At 56.8% G+C, this 19,227-nt stretch carries 16 protein-coding genes and 1 riboswitch; of the genes, 8 read left to right on the top strand and 8 right to left on the bottom strand.

The features are described 5' to 3' along the window. The first annotated feature begins 26 nt into the window (after positions 1 to 26). The 6 genes from sgrR (at position 27) to ilvN (ending at position 7,499) form a co-directional block, all read left to right on the top strand. Positions 27 to 1,688: an HTH-type transcriptional regulator SgrR gene (gene sgrR / locus HEP82_RS09860; RefSeq protein WP_192457914.1), complete on the top strand. Its 1,662-nt coding sequence runs from the start codon at positions 27 to 29 to the stop codon at positions 1,686 to 1,688. A gap of 106 nt (positions 1,689 to 1,794) precedes the next feature. Further along, positions 1,795 to 1,903: riboswitch (TPP riboswitch) on the top strand. A 43-nt stretch (positions 1,904 to 1,946) separates the two neighbouring features. Further along, positions 1,947 to 2,930, top strand: coding sequence for a thiamine ABC transporter substrate binding subunit (gene thiB / locus HEP82_RS09855; protein ID WP_192457913.1), 984 nt, complete (start codon positions 1,947 to 1,949; stop codon positions 2,928 to 2,930). Continuing rightward, positions 2,906 to 4,516 (top strand): thiamine/thiamine pyrophosphate ABC transporter permease ThiP, encoded by a 1,611-nt coding sequence (gene thiP / locus HEP82_RS09850; protein ID WP_192457912.1) that lies wholly within the window; start codon positions 2,906 to 2,908, stop codon positions 4,514 to 4,516. The genes thiB and thiP overlap by 25 nt, the downstream gene beginning before the upstream one ends. Next, complete coding sequence (gene thiQ / locus HEP82_RS09845) at positions 4,500 to 5,213, top strand: thiamine ABC transporter ATP-binding protein ThiQ (protein WP_192457911.1); 714 nt, start codon at positions 4,500 to 4,502, stop codon at positions 5,211 to 5,213. Before thiP ends, thiQ begins: the two co-directional genes overlap by 17 nt. Before the next feature lie 320 nt (positions 5,214 to 5,533). After that, positions 5,534 to 7,198, top strand: coding sequence for an acetolactate synthase large subunit (gene ilvB, locus HEP82_RS09840; RefSeq protein ID WP_192457910.1), 1,665 nt, complete (start codon positions 5,534 to 5,536; stop codon positions 7,196 to 7,198). A gap of 4 nt (positions 7,199 to 7,202) precedes the next feature. Beyond that, complete coding sequence (gene ilvN / locus HEP82_RS09835) at positions 7,203 to 7,499, top strand: acetolactate synthase small subunit (protein WP_012764249.1); 297 nt, start codon at positions 7,203 to 7,205, stop codon at positions 7,497 to 7,499. A 114-nt stretch (positions 7,500 to 7,613) separates the two neighbouring features. Here the strand turns inward: ilvN and HEP82_RS09830 are convergent, their stop codons facing one another. Further along, positions 7,614 to 8,249, bottom strand: a complete 636-nt coding sequence (locus HEP82_RS09830; RefSeq protein WP_225622399.1) for a LysE family translocator — start codon at positions 8,247 to 8,249, stop codon at positions 7,614 to 7,616. Between the two features lie 154 nt (positions 8,250 to 8,403). Then, entirely contained in the window at positions 8,404 to 9,036 is a 633-nt protein-coding gene (locus HEP82_RS09825; RefSeq protein WP_243061610.1) for an alanyl-tRNA editing protein, read from the bottom strand. A gap of 88 nt (positions 9,037 to 9,124) precedes the next feature. Between HEP82_RS09825 and HEP82_RS09820 the strand changes: the two genes are divergently transcribed. After that, the gene (locus HEP82_RS09820) at positions 9,125 to 10,066 is read left to right on the top strand and encodes a LysR family transcriptional regulator (RefSeq protein ID WP_192457908.1); all 942 of its coding nucleotides are present in this window, start codon (positions 9,125 to 9,127) and stop codon (positions 10,064 to 10,066) included. A gap of 6 nt (positions 10,067 to 10,072) precedes the next feature. Here the strand turns inward: HEP82_RS09820 and HEP82_RS09815 are convergent, their stop codons facing one another. The 6 genes from HEP82_RS09815 to HEP82_RS09790 form a co-directional block, all read right to left on the bottom strand. After that, the gene (locus tag HEP82_RS09815; protein ID WP_192457907.1) at positions 10,073 to 10,840 is read right to left on the bottom strand and encodes a DedA family protein; all 768 of its coding nucleotides are present in this window, start codon (positions 10,838 to 10,840) and stop codon (positions 10,073 to 10,075) included. Between the two features lie 306 nt (positions 10,841 to 11,146). Beyond that, entirely contained in the window at positions 11,147 to 11,842 is a 696-nt protein-coding gene (locus HEP82_RS09810; protein ID WP_192457906.1) for an ABC transporter ATP-binding protein, read from the bottom strand. Next, a complete protein-coding gene (locus tag HEP82_RS09805) occupies positions 11,835 to 12,614 on the bottom strand; it encodes an ABC transporter ATP-binding protein (protein WP_192457905.1) in 780 nt (259 codons plus the stop codon). Before HEP82_RS09805 ends, HEP82_RS09810 begins: the two co-directional genes overlap by 8 nt. Next, entirely contained in the window at positions 12,604 to 13,587 is a 984-nt protein-coding gene (locus HEP82_RS09800) for a branched-chain amino acid ABC transporter permease (RefSeq protein WP_225622409.1), read from the bottom strand. The genes HEP82_RS09805 and HEP82_RS09800 overlap by 11 nt, the downstream gene beginning before the upstream one ends. Positions 13,588 to 13,646: 59 nt before the next feature. Continuing rightward, positions 13,647 to 14,546 carry a branched-chain amino acid ABC transporter permease gene (locus HEP82_RS09795; RefSeq protein ID WP_192457992.1) on the bottom strand — a complete coding sequence of 300 codons (900 nt, stop codon included), beginning with the start codon at positions 14,544 to 14,546 and terminating at the stop codon, positions 13,647 to 13,649. Positions 14,547 to 14,677: 131 nt separating this feature from the next. Beyond that, positions 14,678 to 15,742, bottom strand: a complete 1,065-nt coding sequence (locus HEP82_RS09790; protein ID WP_404821621.1) for an ABC transporter substrate-binding protein — start codon at positions 15,740 to 15,742, stop codon at positions 14,678 to 14,680. An 817-nt stretch (positions 15,743 to 16,559) separates the two neighbouring features. Here HEP82_RS09790 and HEP82_RS09785 point away from each other — a divergent pair. Then, positions 16,560 to 18,932: a DNA polymerase II gene (locus tag HEP82_RS09785; RefSeq protein ID WP_192457903.1), complete on the top strand. Its 2,373-nt coding sequence runs from the start codon at positions 16,560 to 16,562 to the stop codon at positions 18,930 to 18,932. Positions 18,933 to 19,227: the final 295 nt, after the last annotated feature.

Here is a 19,227-nt window from a genome sequence, read left to right as displayed (position 1 = left end):
ACTTTCCGCCGTGGAGTTCCCCTTTTATGTCATCGACTCGTTTGCAACAGCAGTTTGTCCGGTTATGGCAATGCTTTCAGGGCCAGGATACCGACACCACGCTACAGGAATTGGCCATCCTGCTGAATTGTTCGCGCCGCCATATTCGGTCACTGCTGCGCGCCATGCAGGATCAGGGTTGGCTGCTCTGGCATGCGGAAGCGGGACGCGGAAAACGTTCACGCCTGACGTTCCTGTACACCGGCCTGACGTTGCAACAGCAACGAGCCGAAGACCTATTGGAACAAGACCGTATCGACCAGTTGGTGCAATTGGTCGGCGACAAGGAAACCCTGCGCCAGATGCTGTTGTCCCACCTGGGACGCAGCTTCCGCCAGGGCCGCCACCTGCTGCGCATACTCTATTATCGCCCGATGCATAACCTGATGCCCGGCAATGCATTACGGCGTTCCGAAATGCACCTGGCCCGGCAGATCTTCAGCGGGTTGACCAGCATAAATGAGGAAAATGGGGAACTCCTGCCGGATCTGGCGCACCACTGGCAGGCACTGTCGCCACTGCATTGGCGGTTTTATCTGCGTCCGGCGGTACGCTTTCATCACGGTCGGGAAATGACGATGGAAGACGTGGTCACTTCCCTAAAACGGCTGACGCTGTCGCCGCTGTTCTCACATTTGGTCGCCATTACTTCCCCCACTCCGTTCGTGCTGGATATTGAGCTCAGCATGCCCGACGTTTGGCTGCCATGGCTGCTGGGCAGCGTTCCGGCGATGATCATCCCGAAAGAGTGGCAAACACTGCCGGACTTCGTGCGTCAGCCAGTGGGTACCGGCCCATACTCGGTGGTGAAAAACACCCATAGCCAACTTAAGATTCAGGCATTTGACGACTACTTTGGCTACCGTGCGCTGATCGATGAAGTCAGTATTTGGGTACTGCCTGATGAACCGTCGCGCTCTCCCTGCTCAATACAGTTACAGGGAGACGATACACATACCGACGAACTGGAAAACCGCTTGGAGGAAGGCTGTTACTACCTCCTGTTCGATCGACGCGCGCCGACCATGTGCGATCCGGCTGTCCGGCGTTGGCTCTGCCAGGTGCTTAGCCCGGTCGCCATGCTCGGCCAGGCGGGCGATATTTACCAGAGCAGTTGGTCGCCCGCCTACGGCCTGCTGCCGCGCTGGCATCACAATATTCCGCGCGCCTTGCAGGAAAAGCCGGCGTCGCTGGCTCAGCTGCGTATCACCAGCTATCGCGATCACCCCGAATATCAGGATATTACCGACATCATGGCGCGTCTGTTGGCGCAGTACGATGTCACGCTCAGCGTGCAGCATCTGGATTATGAAAAGTGGTATCAAGGGCAAGGCGATAGCGATCTGTGGCTCGGCAGCGCCAACTTTGCCTTGCCGCTCGAATTCTCGCTGTTTGCCATGTTGTATGAAATGCCGCTGCTGCAACACTGCATAGACGAAGATCTGGCCGCGACCGCCCGCCAATGGCGGCAGGGCTCGCTCTCTTTGCCGGATTGGGGACAGGCGCTGATACAACGCCAGCAAATCCACCCGCTATTTCACCATTGGCTGCAATTGCAGGGGCAACGCAGCATGCGCGGCATCCATCTCAATACCCGCGGGTGGTTCGATTTCAAATCCGCCTGGTTTGCACCGCCGGATAATCTCTAAACGCGCGCCGCACAGCGATTGTCGCGTCGTACATGTCGACGTCAACCGGAGCGCATGCGGCCAGATTCCGTGCTTTCCCTTCTGTAACGTTCATCTTACAATACCGCCGTTCTCAACGGGGTGCGATGCCGCCGCTGTTCGGTTTGTCGCTGAGAAAATACCCGTCGAACCTGATCCGGTTAATACCGGCGAAGGGATTTGAGACTGCTTCCGGCCTGCTCAAAGACCTTTGCCATCCGCTAAAAATTGGAGTGCAAAGTGTTAAAAAAATTACTGTCCTGCCTGCTATTACTATCCGCCCCCGTGTTCGCCAAACCGACGCTCACGGTCTACACCTACGACTCATTCGCGTCAGAATGGGGGCCGGGGCCGGGCGTCAAAACCGCCTTTGAAAAAACCTGCAACTGCGAACTGAAATTCGTCGCGCTGGAAGATGGCGTCTCATTGCTTAACCGCCTGCGCATGGAAGGCAAAAACAGCCCGGCCGATATTGTCTTGGGCCTGGACAACAACCTGCTGCAGGCAGCGGAACAAACCGGCCTGTTCAGCAAACACGGTATTAGCACCGATGCGCTGGTCGTACCCGGCGGTTGGAAAAACGACACCTTTCTGCCGTTCGACTACGGCTACTTCGCCTTCGTCTACAACAAAGACAAGCTGAAAAACCCGCCGACAAGCCTGCGTGAACTGGTGGAAAGCAACCAGCCGTGGAAGGTGATTTACGAAGACCCTCGCACCAGCACGCCGGGGTTAGGCTTGCTGCTGTGGATGCAAAAAGTGTACGGCGACCAGACGCCGCAAGCCTGGCAGCAACTGGCTAAAAAAACCGTTACCGTCACCAAGGGATGGAGCGAAGCTTACGGTCTATTCCTCAAAGGCGAGGCGGATCTGGTACTGAGCTACACCACGTCGCCGGCCTATCACATCATCGCCGAGAAGAAAGACACCTATGCCGCCGCTGATTTCGCCGAGGGCCATTACCTGCAAGTAGAAGTAGCCGGCCGTCTGGCCGGCAGTAAAAACCCCCAGTTGGCGGAGCGTTTCCTGCAGTTCATGGTCAGCCCGGCTTTCCAGCAGATCATCCCGACCACCAACTGGATGTACCCGGCGGTCAAAACCGAGTTACCTGCGGGCTATAACAGCCTGATTGTGCCCAAGACCTCGTTGTCGTTCACCCCACAGCAGGTCGCTGAACAACGCGCAAGCTGGGTGCAGGCATGGCAACGCGCCGTCAGCCGCTGATTCCCGGCTGGCTGTGGGCCGGCGGTCTGGCAGCCTCGTTGTTGACGGCCACCGCCGTGCTGGCCTTCGGCGCGCTGTGGCTTGATGCGCCGCAGGCGCCATGGTTGTCACTGTGGCAGGATAGTTATCTGTGGCATGTCATCGGATTCAGCGTCTGGCAGGCGCTGCTTTCCGCCCTGCTTTCCACACTTCCCGCGCTGTTTCTGGCGCGCGCGCTCTACCGACGTCGTTTCCCCGGCCGGCGCTGGCTGTTGCGGCTATGCGCCATGACGCTGGTGCTGCCGGTGCTGGTGGCGGTGTTCGGTATCCTCAGCGTATATGGCCGCGAAGGCTGGCTGGCGCAGCTATTGGCGCTGTTCGGGCTGCATTATCGCTTCTCGCCTTACGGTTTGCAGGGCATCCTGCTGGCCCATGTGTTCTTCAATCTGCCGCTGGCGACTCGGCTGATGCTGCAGGCGCTGGAGAGTATTTCCAGCGAACAGCGCCAGTTGGCGGCACAGCTCGGCATGCGCGGCTGGCATTTTTTCCGGCTGGTGGAATGGCCCTGGCTGCGCCGTCAGTTACTCCCGGCGGGATCGCTGATTTTCATGCTCTGCTTCGCCAGTTTCGCTACCGTGCTTTCTTTAGGCGGCGGCCCGCAGGCAACCACCATCGAGCTGGCGATTTATCAGGCGCTGAGTTTTGATTACGACCCGGCGCGTGCGGCGCTGCTGGCACTGTTACAGCTGATCTGTTGTCTGGGATTGACGCTGCTTGGGCAGCGGTTAACCACACTGCTGCCGGTCGGCATCAGCCAGCAGCGTGACTGGCGGGATCCTCAGGACAGCCCGTTCAGCCGCATCGCCGATACCCTGTTGATTGTCGCGGCACTCCTGCTGTTACTGCCGCCATTGCTGGCCGTGATGGCTGATGGGCTGCACGGTTCGCTCGTCAGCGTCATACGCCAGAATGCGCTATGGCAGACATTATGGACTTCGCTGCGCATCGCGCTGGCTTCCGGCGTACTGTGCGTCATCCTGACGTTGATGTTGTTGTGGAGCAGCAGGGAGTTGCGGCTGCGGCAGCGCACACAGGCCGCACAATGGCTGGAACTGAGCGGCCTGCTCATTCTGGCGATGCCGGGCATCGTGTTGGCGACCGGCTTTTTTCTGATATTCACCCATACCGTCGGATTACCGACCTCGCCCTATGAACTGGTGGTGCTCACCAACGCGCTGATGGCCATTCCCTACGCAATGAAAGTGCTGGAAAATCCGATGCTGGATATCGCACAGCGCTATGGCCCGTTGTGTCAGTCGCTGGATATTCACGGTTGGCAGCGGCTGAAAGTGGTGGAGTTGCGGGCACTCAAACCGCCGATCGCTCAGGCGCTGGCCTTTGCCTGCGTGCTGTCGGTGGGCGACTTCGGCGTCATCGCGCTGTTCGGCAGCGAGTCGTTTCGTACTCTGCCGTTCTATCTTTATCAACAGATTGGCGCCTACCGCAGCGCTGATGGCGCCGTGACCGCACTGCTGCTGCTGTTGCTCTGTTTTTTGTTATTCACCCTGATTGAGAAACTGGCAGGCCGTCATGATCACGCTGGATAAGTTGACCTATCTCTACCAACATTTGCCGATGCGCTTCGATCTACACCTTGATCCCGGCGAACGATTGGCCATTCTCGGCCCTAGCGGTGCTGGGAAAAGTACATTGCTTGCCCTGATTGCCGGTTTCCTGCAGGCCGGGCATGGCCGGTTGTTGCTCAACGGCCAGGATCATGCCGATACGCCGCCCGCCCGGCGCCCGGTCTCGATCCTGTTTCAGGAAAACAACCTGTTCCCCCACCTCACCTTGGGGCAGAACATTGCTCTCGGGCTGCATCCAGGCTTGAAGCTCGACCACGCGCAGCGCGACACGCTACGTCGCATTGCGCAGCGAGTCGCGCTGGACGACCTGTTGAATCGCCTGCCGTCGCAGGTTTCCGGCGGGCAACGTCAACGCGCGGCGCTGGCGCGTTGCCTGATCCGCCAGCAACCGATCCTGCTGCTGGACGAACCGTTTTCCGCGCTCGATCCCGCACTTCGGCAGGAAATGCTCACGCTGGTGGAGGATATCTGTACCGAGCGGCAACTGACGTTGTTGATGGTGTCCCACCACCTGTCGGACGCGCAGCGCATCGCACCGCGCAGCATTTTAGTGCTGGAAGGCCGCATCGCCCATGATGGCCCAACCGCCACCCTGCAACAGCACGAGCACGTCGCACGGATTCTGGGAATGACTGTCAGTTCAGGTAACAAATCGTGATCGTCATCACGATTTTGGTTTTCATCCCCTGCTCGCTATTGTTTGGTTTTCCATACTCATGGTTAGATGAATCCGCTAATTAACCAAAACGAAACAGGTTCCCCGTGAAACACACCACCTCTACTTTCGCACTACTTAACAACGCCGCGCAGCTAGACGCGGTCGTCGTCGTGCGCGTCGTGGTGGTCGTGGTCGGCAGCGCGCCGTAACGGGTTCCGAATCCAAATCAAGATTCCAAACCCCGCCGGCGCAAGCCGAGCGGGGTTTTTCGTATCCACCTCCCCGCTCCCCCAGCACCGGCTCTGATAAAGGATATGACTATGCGTTATACAGGAGCTGAGCTGATTGTCCGTTTGCTGGAACAGCAAGGCATCACTACCGTAACCGGGATCCCGGGCGGCGCTGCCTTGCCGTTGTACGATGCGCTAGGACAAAGCCGAACCATCCGCCACGTACTGGCTCGTCACGAACAGGGGGCTGGATTCATTGCCCAAGGCATGGCTCGGGCACAGGGCAAAGCGGCGGTGTGCATGGCCTCCAGCGGGCCGGGCGCCACCAATCTGCTGACCGCCATCGCCGACGCCAAGCTCGACTCCATCCCGCTGGTGTGCATTACCGGCCAGGTCTCTTCCGGCATGATCGGAACCGATGCCTTTCAGGAAGTGGACACCTACGGTATTTCCATCCCGGTGACTAAACACAACTATTTGGTACGCGATATCAGCGAGCTGCCGCGTGTCATCAATGATGCGTTCCGCATTGCCCAATCTGGCCGCCCCGGCCCGGTATGGGTGGATATTCCGAAGGATGTACAGACCGCCACCCTCGATCTGGCCGAACTGCCGACGCCGGATGCGCCGGCCGCCGCACCGGCTATCGATCAACATGCTGTTAATCAGGCTGCTGCAATGATCAACCGCGCCAAACGCCCGATCCTGTATCTTGGCGGCGGCATCATCAGTGCTGGCGCACATCGCCAGGCGACCGAACTGGCAGAACGCGCCGGCCTGCCCACCACCATGACGCTGATGGCGCTGGGTGCCATGCCGGTAGACCACCCGTTGTCGCTGGGGATGTTGGGCATGCACGCCGCCCGCGCCACCAACCTGCTCCTGCAACAATCGGATCTGTTGGTCGTACTGGGCGCTCGCTTTGACGATCGCGCCATCGGCAAGGCGGAGCAGTTCTGCCCGGACGCCAGCATCATCCATATCGATATCGATCCCGCTGAATTGGGTAAAATCCGCCAGCCGCACATTGCGTTGAATGCCGATGTCGCACAGGCGCTGGACTGCCTGCTGCCGCTTATCGAACGCAATGAACGCGCTGAGTGGCTCGCCCAGATGCGCGGGCTGCAACAAGAGTTTCCCTTCAACATGCCAAACGTTGACGACCCGCTGAGTCATTACGGCCTGATCCACGCCGTTGCCGGGCAACTGGACGATAACGCGATCATCGCCACCGATGTCGGCCAACATCAGATGTGGGTCGCTCAGGCGTATCCGCTGCGCCGCCCACGTCAATGGTTGACCTCCGGCGGTCTCGGCACCATGGGATTCGGCGTTCCAGCCGCTATCGGCGCGGCGCTGGCCGAACCTGAACGCACCGTGGTGTGTTTTTCCGGCGACGGCAGCCTGATGATGAACATCCAGGAAATGGCCACCGCCGCCGAAGAAAACCTGAACGTGAAGATCGTGTTGATGAACAACCAGTCGCTGGGGCTGGTGCATCAGCAGCAAGAGTTGTTCTACCAGCAGCGCTTCTTCGCGTCGGATTACCGCTACCAGACTAATTTTTTGGCTATCGCCGCCGGTTTCGGTTTTGCCACCTGCGATTTGAACGCCGCAGACAATCCGCAGGAAGCATTGCGTGATGCATTGCACCGCCGAGGCCCGGTGCTGATTCACGCCGCGATCGATATCAACGAAAAAGTATTCCCGATGGTGCCGCCGGGTGCCGCCAATACCGAGATGATTGGAGATTAATACCATGCAGACATCGACTACGACTCCCGCGCAGGTCACACTGGAACTGTCGGTACGCAACCATCCGGGCGTGATGTCCCACGTCTGCGGGCTGTTTGCCCGCCGTGCCTTTAACGTCGAAGGGATCATGTGTATGCCGTTGCCCGATAACGAACAAAGCCGCATCTGGCTGTTGGTCAAAGACGATCAGCGGCTCGCGCAGATGATCAGCCAAGTTGAAAAACTGGAAGACGTATTGCAGGTGACGCGCCACGGCGAAGAAATGCGGATTTTCGATCAGGTGGCGGAGTTTTATCGCTAACCACCAAACGCGCCATACCGACTCATTCCGGTATGGCGCGGCGTTTATCTTCGGTCACGGTGTACCGGCGCGGCAGGTGCGAGCCAGCACCAGGAAATGCCGACGACGCACAACCTACCTCATCGCCATAAATAACCGGACGGCGAAAACCAGCAACATCACGCCCATTAATTTCTCAAACCATCGCCCGTAAGAAAGAAAATAGGCCCTGACAGCGGAATGTGAAAATAACAGGCTGACCAGCATGAACCAGAGTGCATTTACGCCACACATCCATACGCCATACCCGGCCTGAATAAACCAGGGTGTCGCCGTACTGACCACCGAGGTAAAAATAGCCAGAAAAAATAGCGTAGCCTTAGGATTGGTGGCATTGGTAATAAATCCGGATAAAAAAGCCTTTTTCCCGCTCGGACGGTTGATAATATTTCCTTCCTGAAAAGCATCCTCCGTCATTGAATATTGACTGGTGATAAACTTTATCCCCAAATAAAATAGATAACCTCCTCCAGTGATTTTAGCGACATTCAGAAACCAGGATGATGCCTGCATCAATGCGCTGACACCGACCAAGGTATACATGACATGAATCGATATTCCCGCCCCGATGCCCAATGCAGTGAATAACCCGGTTGTTCTGCCATAGCAGACGCTCTGCCGTACCGTGACGGCGAAATCAGCCCCCGGAGACAATACGACTAAAAAATGAATCAGCGCCAGTGACAGAAACTCATGCCAATAACCCGTCATAATAAGAATATATTCCCATATGGATATTCCATGAATCGAATCATAAAAATCCGGTACCACAATCTATTATTTACGCCACAAGTATCACAAATAAAAAACAACTGCGGTAAACCGATATTTTTATCGTGGAGAGGATAACGAAAATAACTGTCCGTCACCGAATATCATAATGAACGACTCGTTTTCCTTTTTTGTTTTTCACATCCGTAATCACAACATCGCCAATTATTTTCAGAGAACTGACATGGGTTCCGCCGCAAGGATAGGGCGCAAATTCGCCGAAGCCGACAGTACGGAACCCATCCTGCTGTCGATCCACTCGACAAGGCCAGTCGGCAGCGACGGCTGCGGAACATAATGCCGTCAACGCCGGCGCCGTAATGTCGTGACTGTTTACGCCAGAGGAAAATTCAATTCTGCCCTCCCCCGGCCAGTGATGCGCTTTGACCGGCGTCCATCCTTGCGATTCCATGATATGCGCAATCAAATGTCCCGCGGAATGCCAGCGGGAATGCCACTGACGGCACTCGCCGTCAACCAGCACCCTCACCACACCCGACGCAATCGGTTCATCAGTAAAATGCCAAATTCCCTCCGGCACCATGACGACGTGTGTCACCACTACGCCATCGATCGTGCCCCGATCGGCGGGTTGACCACCACCCTGCGGATGAAAAGGCGTGCAACTTAATAAAACCGCATAGCCCCCGCCCGCCCTCGGTTTACATTCGATGACCTCCGCCATTACCGACAATTCCCCCTGCTCAAGATAGATTTTTTCCGTCACTGCATTTCTCCCGTCTCTTGGTTTTCCCCATTGTATTAAAACCATCCGAACAGGATAATCCGTCAAAATGGCAAATGATTTATTCCCTATGTTCACAAATAAAGAGCTCGGACTACTGGAGGAAATGGCGGTATTCGCCAAGGTGGTGGAAACCGGAAGCTTCTCGGAAGCGGCACGGCAGTTGGGGGCGACGCCTTCCGCGATCAGTCGCTCGATCAACCGGCTGGAAAAAGCGCTCAATACCCGGTTGCTGCAACGCACCACCCGCAAACTGCGGCTCAGCGATAGCGGGCAGGTGATATATCAACACTGTCAAAACATGGTGAACGAAGCGCTGGCGGCAATCTCGACATCAGGCGTATTTAACGATGCACCCGCAGGCATCGTTCGGCTGAGCGTCCCCAAAGCGGTGGGGCATTTTCTCATCCACCCGCATATTCCCGCTTTTCTGGAACAGTATCCCAAGGTTGATATCATCATGCGTCTGGAAGACCGCTATATGGATCTGATCGACGATCAGATCGATGTCGCCATCCGGATTACCAACCAGCCGCCGCCGGGGCTGATGGGTCGCAAATTGACCACGATCGATCATGTGCTGTGCGCCACCCCCGCCTACCTTGAAAAACAGGGGGTACCGCACCATCCTCATGATTTAAAACAACATTGCTGTATCTATCTCGGTGAAACCCCCGGCGACGCACGCTGGAAATTCAGCCGTGAAAACAAAACCGTCAGCGTCGCCGTGCATGGACGTTACGCCGCCAACCACACCGGCGTCAGGCTCGATGCCGTACGACGGCATATCGGCATCGGCAGCCTACCCTGGTTCACGGCCAGAGAAGCGTTAGAGCAAGGGGACATCGTGCAGGTGTTGCCCGAATGGAGCTTCAAAACCGACTATAGCGGGGAGATCTGGCTGCTCTATCCGCCGACCAGACACCTGCCCCCCAGAATCAGCGCGTTGATCGGTTTTCTTTCAGAACAGCTGGCTAAAGAACCCACTCTGCTCGGCAAAAAGAAAAAGTAACCCGTGCTACCCATTCAGAATCTGCCACAACAGACGGCGATACACCGGCATCAGCGGATGCAGCCACAGTTGCCACAGACAGATCCCGGCCAACAGTACGGTCAGCGGGGCCATCCAGCGCAGGCGAGCGGGAGTCAGCCACCCGCCGGGCTGTGCCGCCGTACCACCACGCTGTCGCCATACCTGCCACAACAACCACACGGCGCCCCAGACCAGCAGCGCCGTCGCCAGCAACAGCCACTTGAACCCGTTGCTGTCCGCCTGTTTGGGGATATCCAACGCCACACCGGCCAATATTCCCGGCATCAGATACGCAGGCGGCCAGGTAATACAACCGATGATATTAGGCACGGCGAAACGACGTGGCGGCAATTCCAGCATGCCCGCCACCATCGGGATCAACGGCCGGGTGGGCCCGACAAAACGCCCAATCAGCACCGTCGCCATATGGTGCTGATGCAACATCTTTTCGGTGCGATACAGATAGGCGCTGTGTTTTTTCAGGAACGACCAGCCATGTAGCCGATCCCGAAACCGCCAGCCGATGAAATAGGAAATCCAGTCGCCCAGCAAGCAACCGATAATCCCCACACCCCAGGCGGGATAGAACCCCATATTGCCGCTGCCGATCAACGCCCCCAGCGACACCATCATCACGGTGCCCGGCAGCAGTAGACCGACCAGCGCCAGCGATTCCAGAAACGTCACCAGCAGAACCGCCGTCAGCGACCAAGCCAGGGATTGGGTAATTACGTGTTGTAGCCAGGCTTCCATAAATCTCTACTTATCTGCTTTTTTATGAACGAAGATAACGGGATGATAGCAGTATACGATACAGAAATGGCAGTATCGGACTGCTACACTTCGTTTCCCGAACGATAAATTAAGTCGGGTGGCGGTGTTAACTCGCAAAGAGGATACGGCGCCTCTGTGACAGTTCGGCCGGATACGATCCCTCCCCTCAACAGAGCCGAACCCGCGACACATGCGACTCCCGCAGACAAAAAAGCCGGCGGATATCGCCGGCTCATGCATCAATGTAACGCGCAGAATGGGCACGCAATCTCGACTATGCGGCGCCTACCCGCCCAAGTACATCCGCTTCACTTCGGGGTTGGCGAGAATCTCCGGTGCCGGGCCGTGCAGCACGATATGGCCGTTTTCCAGCACATAGGCGCGATCGGCGATCTTCAGTGCAGCAGTGGCGTTCTGCTCCACCAGCAGGATGGTGATATTTTCCTTCTGCAGTTGCTTGATGGTAGCGAATAGCTCCCCCACCACCTTCGGCGCCAGTCCCAGGCTAGGCTCATCGAGCATCAACAGCACCGGCTCACTCATCAACGCGCGGGCGATAGCCAACATCTGCTGTTCGCCGCCGCTCATCGTGCCCGCCATTTGGCTGCGCCGCTCCTTCAAGCGTGGGAACAGCGCATACATTTTGTCCCGCAGGTAGGTGAAATTCATCGGGTTGTTGTAGGCCCCCATGCGCAGATTTTCCTCAATCGTCAGATTGGTGAACACTTTGCGCCCTTCCGGCACCAGCGCCAGCCCCTTGCGCACAATCTGGTGCGTGGGGCTGTGGGAAATATCTTCGTCCAGAAAGTTTACCCCGCCGGTGGATTTCACCAGGTTGATGATCCCGTTGAGCGTAGAGGTTTTGCCGGCGCCGTTACTGCCGATAAGCGTGACGATCTCACTGTTGTTGACTTCGAGATCGACGCCTTTAAGCCCCTGAATCAAGCCGTAAAATACCTGCAAATTGCTGGCCTTAAGCATAATCGATATCCCCCAGATAGGCGGCGATCACGTCGGGATTGTTCACCGCTTCCTGCGGCGTGCCGCTAAACAGCGGTTTGCCGTAATCCAACACCATCACCCGCTCGCATAGGGTATTAACGAACGACATGTCGTGTTCGATCAGCAGTACCGTCAACCCGTGGTCAGCACGCATTTTGAAAATCAGTTGCGCCAGCTCCGCCGTCTCCCGCGGGTTCATCCCTGCCGCCGGCTCGTCCAGCAGCAACAATTTAGGAGACGTCGCCAGTGCACGGGCAATCTCCACCTTACGCTGGTTGCCATAGCTCAAGTTGGTGGCCAGCGAATCGGCGTGCTCGGCGATACCGATGTAGTCCAGCAGCGCCATCGCTTTTTCTTTGGCTTGACGCTCGGCATGGAAAAAACGCCCGACGCGCAACGCCGCCTCCAGAAACGAATAATGAATAAAACGATCTAGGCCGATCAGTACATTTTCCAGCACCGTCATCGAGGGAAACAGCCGGATATTCTGGAAGGTACGGGCGATGCCCCGGTTCACCACCTGATTGGGCTTCAGCCCGGCCAGCGTTTGCTCACCCAGCGATACCACGCCGCCGGTCGGCTTGTAATTGGCGGTAATCACGTTGAACAGGGTGGTTTTGCCGGCACCGTTGGGGCCGATCAGGCCAAAAATCTCCGCCGGATTGATATGAAAACTCACGTCGTCGATAGCGCGCAGTCCGCCGAATTGCATGGTGACGTTATCAACGCGAAGCAATGGATTATTTGCCATTCAGACGTCTCCTGCGCATATCCCAGATTTCCTGTTTTCCCAGCAGCCCTTCGCGGGCAAAGAGCATGATCACCAGCAGCACCAGCGAGAACACCACCATGCGCAGCCCCGGATGCGCGCCGAAATCCTGGCCGAACAACGTCAACGGCTGGTCGAGGAAACGCAGCCATTCGCCGCTGCCCACCACCACCACCGTTCCCAAAATCGCCCCCGTAGTGCTGCCCAGACCGCCGAGCACAATAATGATCAGCAACTGGAACGTCAGCATGAAGTCGAACAGATCCGGCGAGATGATGGTCAGCAACGAAGCCAGCAAACCACCGCCGATCCCTTCGAAAAAGGCGCTGGTGGCGAAGGCGCAGGTTTTGATTTTGAAGGTATTGATCCCCATAGCGATGGCGGCGTCTTCATCGTCGCGCACCGCCTTCATGGCGCGGCCGTACTTTGAGTAAACCAGTTGCAGAATGAATACCACTGCGATCAGCGCGATAAAGCCGCACCAGTACAAAATGTGGCTTGCCTGCGGGATTTCGTTGATACCGATGGCGCCGTTGGTGATCTGCGGATTGTTGATGGCGAAGATTTTGATGATGAAACCGAAGCCTAACGTAACGATCGCCAGATAGTCGCCCCGCACCCGAAACACCGGAAACGCCAGGCAGACCGCCACAACCGATGCGCAGATACCGCTAATCACCAGTGCCGGCAGGAAACTGGTGTGCAATATCAGGATCACCGGACTGGGTGCCGCCATCTCGAACATGTTGATCTTGGTATCCGCCGTCAGCAGCAGAATGGCGGTAATGTAAGCGCCAATCGCCACAAAGCCGTTTGGCTCCAATGAAAGCTGGCCGGTAACACCGTTAATCAGGTTGTAGCTCACCGCCAGGATCATGAAGATAAAGATGTTGCAGAAAATACGGACGATATAATCGTCAAACAGCGATTCCAGCGCCGCCAGCGCCAGAAACATCAGCGCAAACAGCGCGATATACCCCAGGAACGTCGCCGGGGAAGTCTGCGGCATTCTCATCAGAAACGGCTCCTTTCCAGTCGTTCATCGCCCATGATGCCCACCGGTCGGAACAGCAGCACCAGAATCAGAAACATGAAGGCAAAGGCGTCCTTGTAGCCGCCCAGCTCCGGAAAAACCGCTACCGCCACCACTTCGGTAAAACCCAGAATGAAACCGCCGATCACCGCGCCGCTTACGCTGCCGATACCGCCCAACACCGCCGCCGCAAAGGCTTTCAAGCCGATCAACACCCCCATCAGCGGATCGATAGACGGATAGCTGATGGCATAGAACACCCCGCCCAGCGCCGCTAACCCACTGCCGAGCGCAAACACGAAGGCGATGATGTGATTGGCGTCGATCCCCATCAACCGCACGGTATTCACGTCAAACGCCACGGCGCGGATCGCCATACCGTGACGGGTGCGATAGAGGATGAACAGGATGATCGCCAGCAGTACCAGCGTGAGCAGCGGCACGATCCAGGCCACGTTGGTGATAATGATCGACCCGAAATTGATCGTCTGGTTGAAGAACGGCGGCGATTCGAAATAACGCGGGCTACCGCCAAATACCACGTTGAACAGGTTCTCCAGAAAGAAACTGACCCCGATGGCGGTGATCAGCATAGAGATCTTCGATGCCTGCCGTAGCGGACGATAAGCGATCTGGTCGATACCGATCCCCAGCAACGCGGCGATCAGCACTGAAAAAATAACGGCCGCCCCGAAGGGAAGCCCGAAAGACGTCACGCTGAACAGGGCCATATATGCCCCGACCATCATGATGTCGGCATGAGCGAAGTTAATCAGCCGCAGTACGCCGTACACCATGGTGTAACCAATGGCGATCAGCGCGTACATGCTGCCCAGACTCATCCCGTTGACAACCTGCTGCAAGAAAACCGCAACATCCATCATGCCACCCTTCTGCCGGTAATCAGGGGTACCGGTCAAGCAACCCCTTGGTCTCGGATAACACCGGAGCAGGCCACCGTGGGCAGCCGCTCCGGGGTATTTTCCGCTCTGTGATAATCAGCCGATCGGCCTTAAGGATTGACGACGGTTTTAAACACCAACTGGCCGTCCTTCACTTCATTGATAACCGCGTTACGAATGGCGTCGCCGTCTTTTAGGGTCAGCTTGCCGGTAATGCCGGTGAAGTCCGTAGTGGCGCGGATATTTTTGTTCACGCAGACGCGATCGTGCGGATCGCTGCACTTATTCATGGCGTTGACGATCATCTTGTAAGCATCCGCCGTCATCGCGCCCCAGGTATGGGTCGGTTCGTTATATTTGGCAGTCCAGGCCTTGATGAATTTCTCCCCTTCCGGCGTCTGCTCTTTGGCGTTGGGCGAGTAGTAGTCGGTGGTCATCCAGCCGTTCACCGCATCCTGTCCCATCTTGAAGAACACCGGATCGGCCGCCAGACCGTCGCCGCCGATCACCGGCAGTTTCAGCCCCAGCTGTTTGGCCTGCACCGCGATCAACGCGCCTTCGGTGTAGTAAATCGGCATGTAGATCACATCGACGTTATGCGACTTGATAGTGGAAAGCTGGGCCTTGAAATCTTTGCTGCCGCCGGGCGCCTGCACTTCAATAGGAATGGTGCCGCCGTTTTTCAGGAACTGGGTGCGGAAAGATTTCGCCAGCCCGACGGAATAATCGTTGCTGCTGTCAAACATGATGGCGGCTTTTTTGGCCTTCAGGTCGCGGGTCGCCAGGTTGGCCCCCACCACACCCTGAAAACTGTCGGAGAAGCACACCCGGCTGACATACTCCTTGCCCTTGGTGACGCGATCATTGGTGGCGGTCGGCGAGACGATCGGCGTTTTGTTGTCTTCCGCCATTTTGGTCATCGCCATGGTGTTGGTGGAGGTCACTTCGCCGATCACCGCGTCCACCTTGTCGCTGGAAACCAGACGCTGCATGGCGTTGGCGGCCTCCACCTTGTCGCTCTTGTCATCGATAATCACCAGCTTGACGGTATCGCCGTTCTTCAGCTTCGATTCGATGCCGTTAATCAACTCGACCCCTTTCTGGGACGGTTGGCCATAGCCGCTCAGTGCGCCGCTCAACGGCAGCACTACGCCGATTTTTACCTCGCCCGCCATGACGCTGGCGGATGCCAGCGCAGAAGACACCAGGACTGCCGCTACCGTGAATCTGAAACATGTGTTCTTCATGATCGCCTCTTATAAAAATAAGTACCGACTTCCTTCATGGAAGTACGCGCCATCCCGTCACCGTATTTCCGATTGCAGACGCCGCAGCGCCCATCTATCAAAATCGATGAGGTATTTCAGGGTGATAAAAAGAAGATCTGTGTAACAGGTTTATGTGCTGTTCACCGGTTTAAAGACAGCAATAAATATGCCAGGAGGAGAGAATCAATTAATGCGTTAATAATCAGAACCTAAAAGAAAAATATATCGATAACCGCCAACGGCAATCATCAGCTCGCTATGCCAATGCACCAATTAGACGCTTTATTGCTTCTTCTTAGTGCGCGACGATTTTTTACTTTTTATAAACAAATCAATCAATAGCAGCAATATTGCGGAGTGCATCACATATTGGCGGCGGTATTTCCATAATTCTCTGTTTATAATTTATATCGGTGATCTTTTCAGAGATTGTTTCTAAAATAATTTAGTTTTTATTCTTTTATCCTGCCGTTTCCGATATCAGAACATAGATATCAAAATAATAATTTCAAATTTCAACATTATTTTCACGCCGCCAAAATGGCCTCAACGGCCTGAATCATCATGGATGGATAATCAAAATAGGATCGATACGGTAGCCCACCAGGAAATAAGACCGACACACGGACAGCCTGAAATTTTTCAGGGATAAAACACTGGACAGATACTGTATGCATAACCATACTCTGCCTCGTCATTTCTACTATCTACCGCACAACGCGCCATGACAGACACCGAGTTGCGTCAGGGATTCGTACTTACCCGCCACTGGCAGGATACGCCGACCGGCATTCAGGTTGAGCTCTGGCTCGCTACCGATGACGGCCCTCGTCGCGTGCGCCTGCCGCCGCAGCAGGCAGTGGCGTTCGTTCCGCTGCAACATCAGGCACAGATCTTGCGCCTGCTCAACGGTGAAAAACATTGCCAATTGCGCCCGCTGGCGTTGCACAGTTTCCGCCATGAAGCGCTGTTGGGGCTCTACTGTGCGCAGTATCGCCAGTTGCTGCGGCTGGAGAAAACACTGCAGGAGGCGGGTATCCCGGTTTACGAGGCGGATATCCGCCCGCCGGAGCGTTTTCTGATGGAACGTTTCATCACCGCGCCGGTCTGGTTCAGCGGCGACGAGCGGCCGGGCGGTCTTATCGAACAGGCCCGGCTGAAACCGGCGCCGGATTACCGCCCGTCGCTGCGCACCGTCTCGCTGGATATTGAAACCAGCCGTCACGGCGAGCTGTATTGCATCGGGCTGGAAGGGTGCGGTCAACGTCAGGTGTTTATGCTGGGGCCGGAAAACGGCAACGCCGACGATGCCGGCGATCTCACGTTGGAGTACGTCGCCAGCCGCCCGCAACTGCTGGAAAAACTCAACCAGTGGATGCAAACCCACGACCCGGACGCGATTATCGGCTGGAATCTGGTGCAGTTCGACCTACGAGTGCTGCAGCAGCACGCCGAGCGTTACCGTATGCCGTTATTGCTGGGGCGCGGCGGCCAGGCGCTGGAGTGGCGCGAGCATGGCTACCGGCAAAACCACTTTTTCGCCGGTGCGGCAGGCCGGTTGATCGTCGACGGCATTGAAGCGCTGAAGTCCGCCACCTGGAACTTCGCCTCGTTCAGCCTGGAGTTTGTCGCCCAGTCGCTGCTGGGTGAAGGCAAAGCCAGCGATAACCCTTACCAACGGCTTGATGAAATCGAGGGGCGTTTCGCCCACGATAAACCGGCGTTGGCCCGCTACAACCTGAAAGACTGCGAACTGGTCACTCGCATTTTCGATAAAACCCAACTGCTGCCGTTCCTGCTGGAGCGCGCCAGCGTCACCGGGTTATCCGCCGATCGCAGCGGCGGCTCCGTGGCGGCGTTCACCCATCTGTATCTGCCCCGGATGCACCGTGCCGGTTTTGTCGCCCCCAATCTGGGGGAGGTGCCGCCAGAGGGAAGCCCCGGCGGTTACGTGATGGATTCTCGCCCCGGCTTGTATGATTCGGTACTGGTGTTGGACTACAAAAGCCTGTATCCCTCGATCATCCGCACCTTTTTGATCGACCCGGTCGGGCTGGTGACGGGGCTGAATCGTCCGGACGAACAGCATGCCGTCGCCGGATTCCGCGGCGCCTGGTTTTCCCGCCGCCATCACTGCCTGCCCGCCATTGTCGAATCCATCTGGCACGAGCGCGACGCCGCCAAGCGCGACGGTAACAAACCGCTGTCGCAGGCATTGAAAATCATCATGAATGCCTTCTACGGCGTACTGGGCTCCAGCGGCTGTCGCTTCTTCGACCCGAGGCTCGCCTCCTCGATTACCTTGCGCGGCCATGAAATCATGCGCCAGACCCGCACACTGATTGAGTCACAGGGTTATCAGGTGATTTACGGCGATACCGATTCCACGTTTGTCTGGCTCAACCGCGCCCACCGCGCCGAAGAGGCCGACGCCATCGGCCATGCGCTGACGACGTTCGTCAACCAATGGTGGCAGCAGCATCTACACCAGCAGCACGGGCTGGTTAGCGCGCTGGAGCTGGAATATGAAACCCACTTTCACCGTTTTCTGATGCCCACCATCCGCGGCGCCGAACAGGGCAGTAAAAAACGCTATGCCGGGCTTATCCATACCCCTGCGGGCGAGGAGATGGTGTTCAAAGGGCTGGAGACAGTACGTAGCGACTGGACGCCGCTGGCGCAGCAGTTCCAGCAGCAGCTGTACTGGCGCATTTTCCACCGGGAGCCCTATCAGGAGTGGATGCGGGAATACGTGGACAACACCCTGCGCGGCGCATGGGATGAACTGCTGGTATACCGTAAACGGCTGCGCCACCGCCTGGACGACTACCAGCGCAATGTTCCGCCGCAAGTGCGCGCTGCTCGGCTGGCGGACGATTACAACCGGCGTCATGATCGCCCACTTCAATATCAAAACGGCGGTTGGATCAGCTACGTGATCACCGTCAACGGCCCGGAACCGCTGGAAAACCGCCACTCTTCACTGGACTATCAGCATTATGTGGAAAAACAATTGCAGCCGGTGGCCGATGCGATTCTGCCCTTCCTGCACGACGACTTTGCTACACTGATTACCGGACAATTAGGGCTCTTTTGATGTTCGTTGGCGGTTGGCAGGTGACGAACCGGCCCCCATCCAGTACCATAGCGCCCCTTTAGGTTATGTCCCTGAATATCCGGTTTGCTCGCCAAAACCGTCGCTTCATCGCCAGGCATGTATGAGTTCGCAAGGATCAGACGCACCTGGGGAAACGTGATCGGGTGTTCTCGCTGCTAACAAGCCGAAGCGCGAAGCATGGCACTGCCACCGACGCGAAAACGAAACCGGAGCACAGCCACTCTCACCATACGAAACAAACCGCGGCTGCCGCGGTAGGCAGGGTGTTGCCGGA

Origin of the sequence: Musicola keenii (genome assembly GCF_014855505.1) — a bacterium.
Taxonomy (GTDB): Bacteria; Pseudomonadota; Gammaproteobacteria; order Enterobacterales; family Enterobacteriaceae; genus Musicola; species Musicola paradisiaca.
This window is presented reverse-complemented; position numbering and strand designations above follow the sequence as displayed.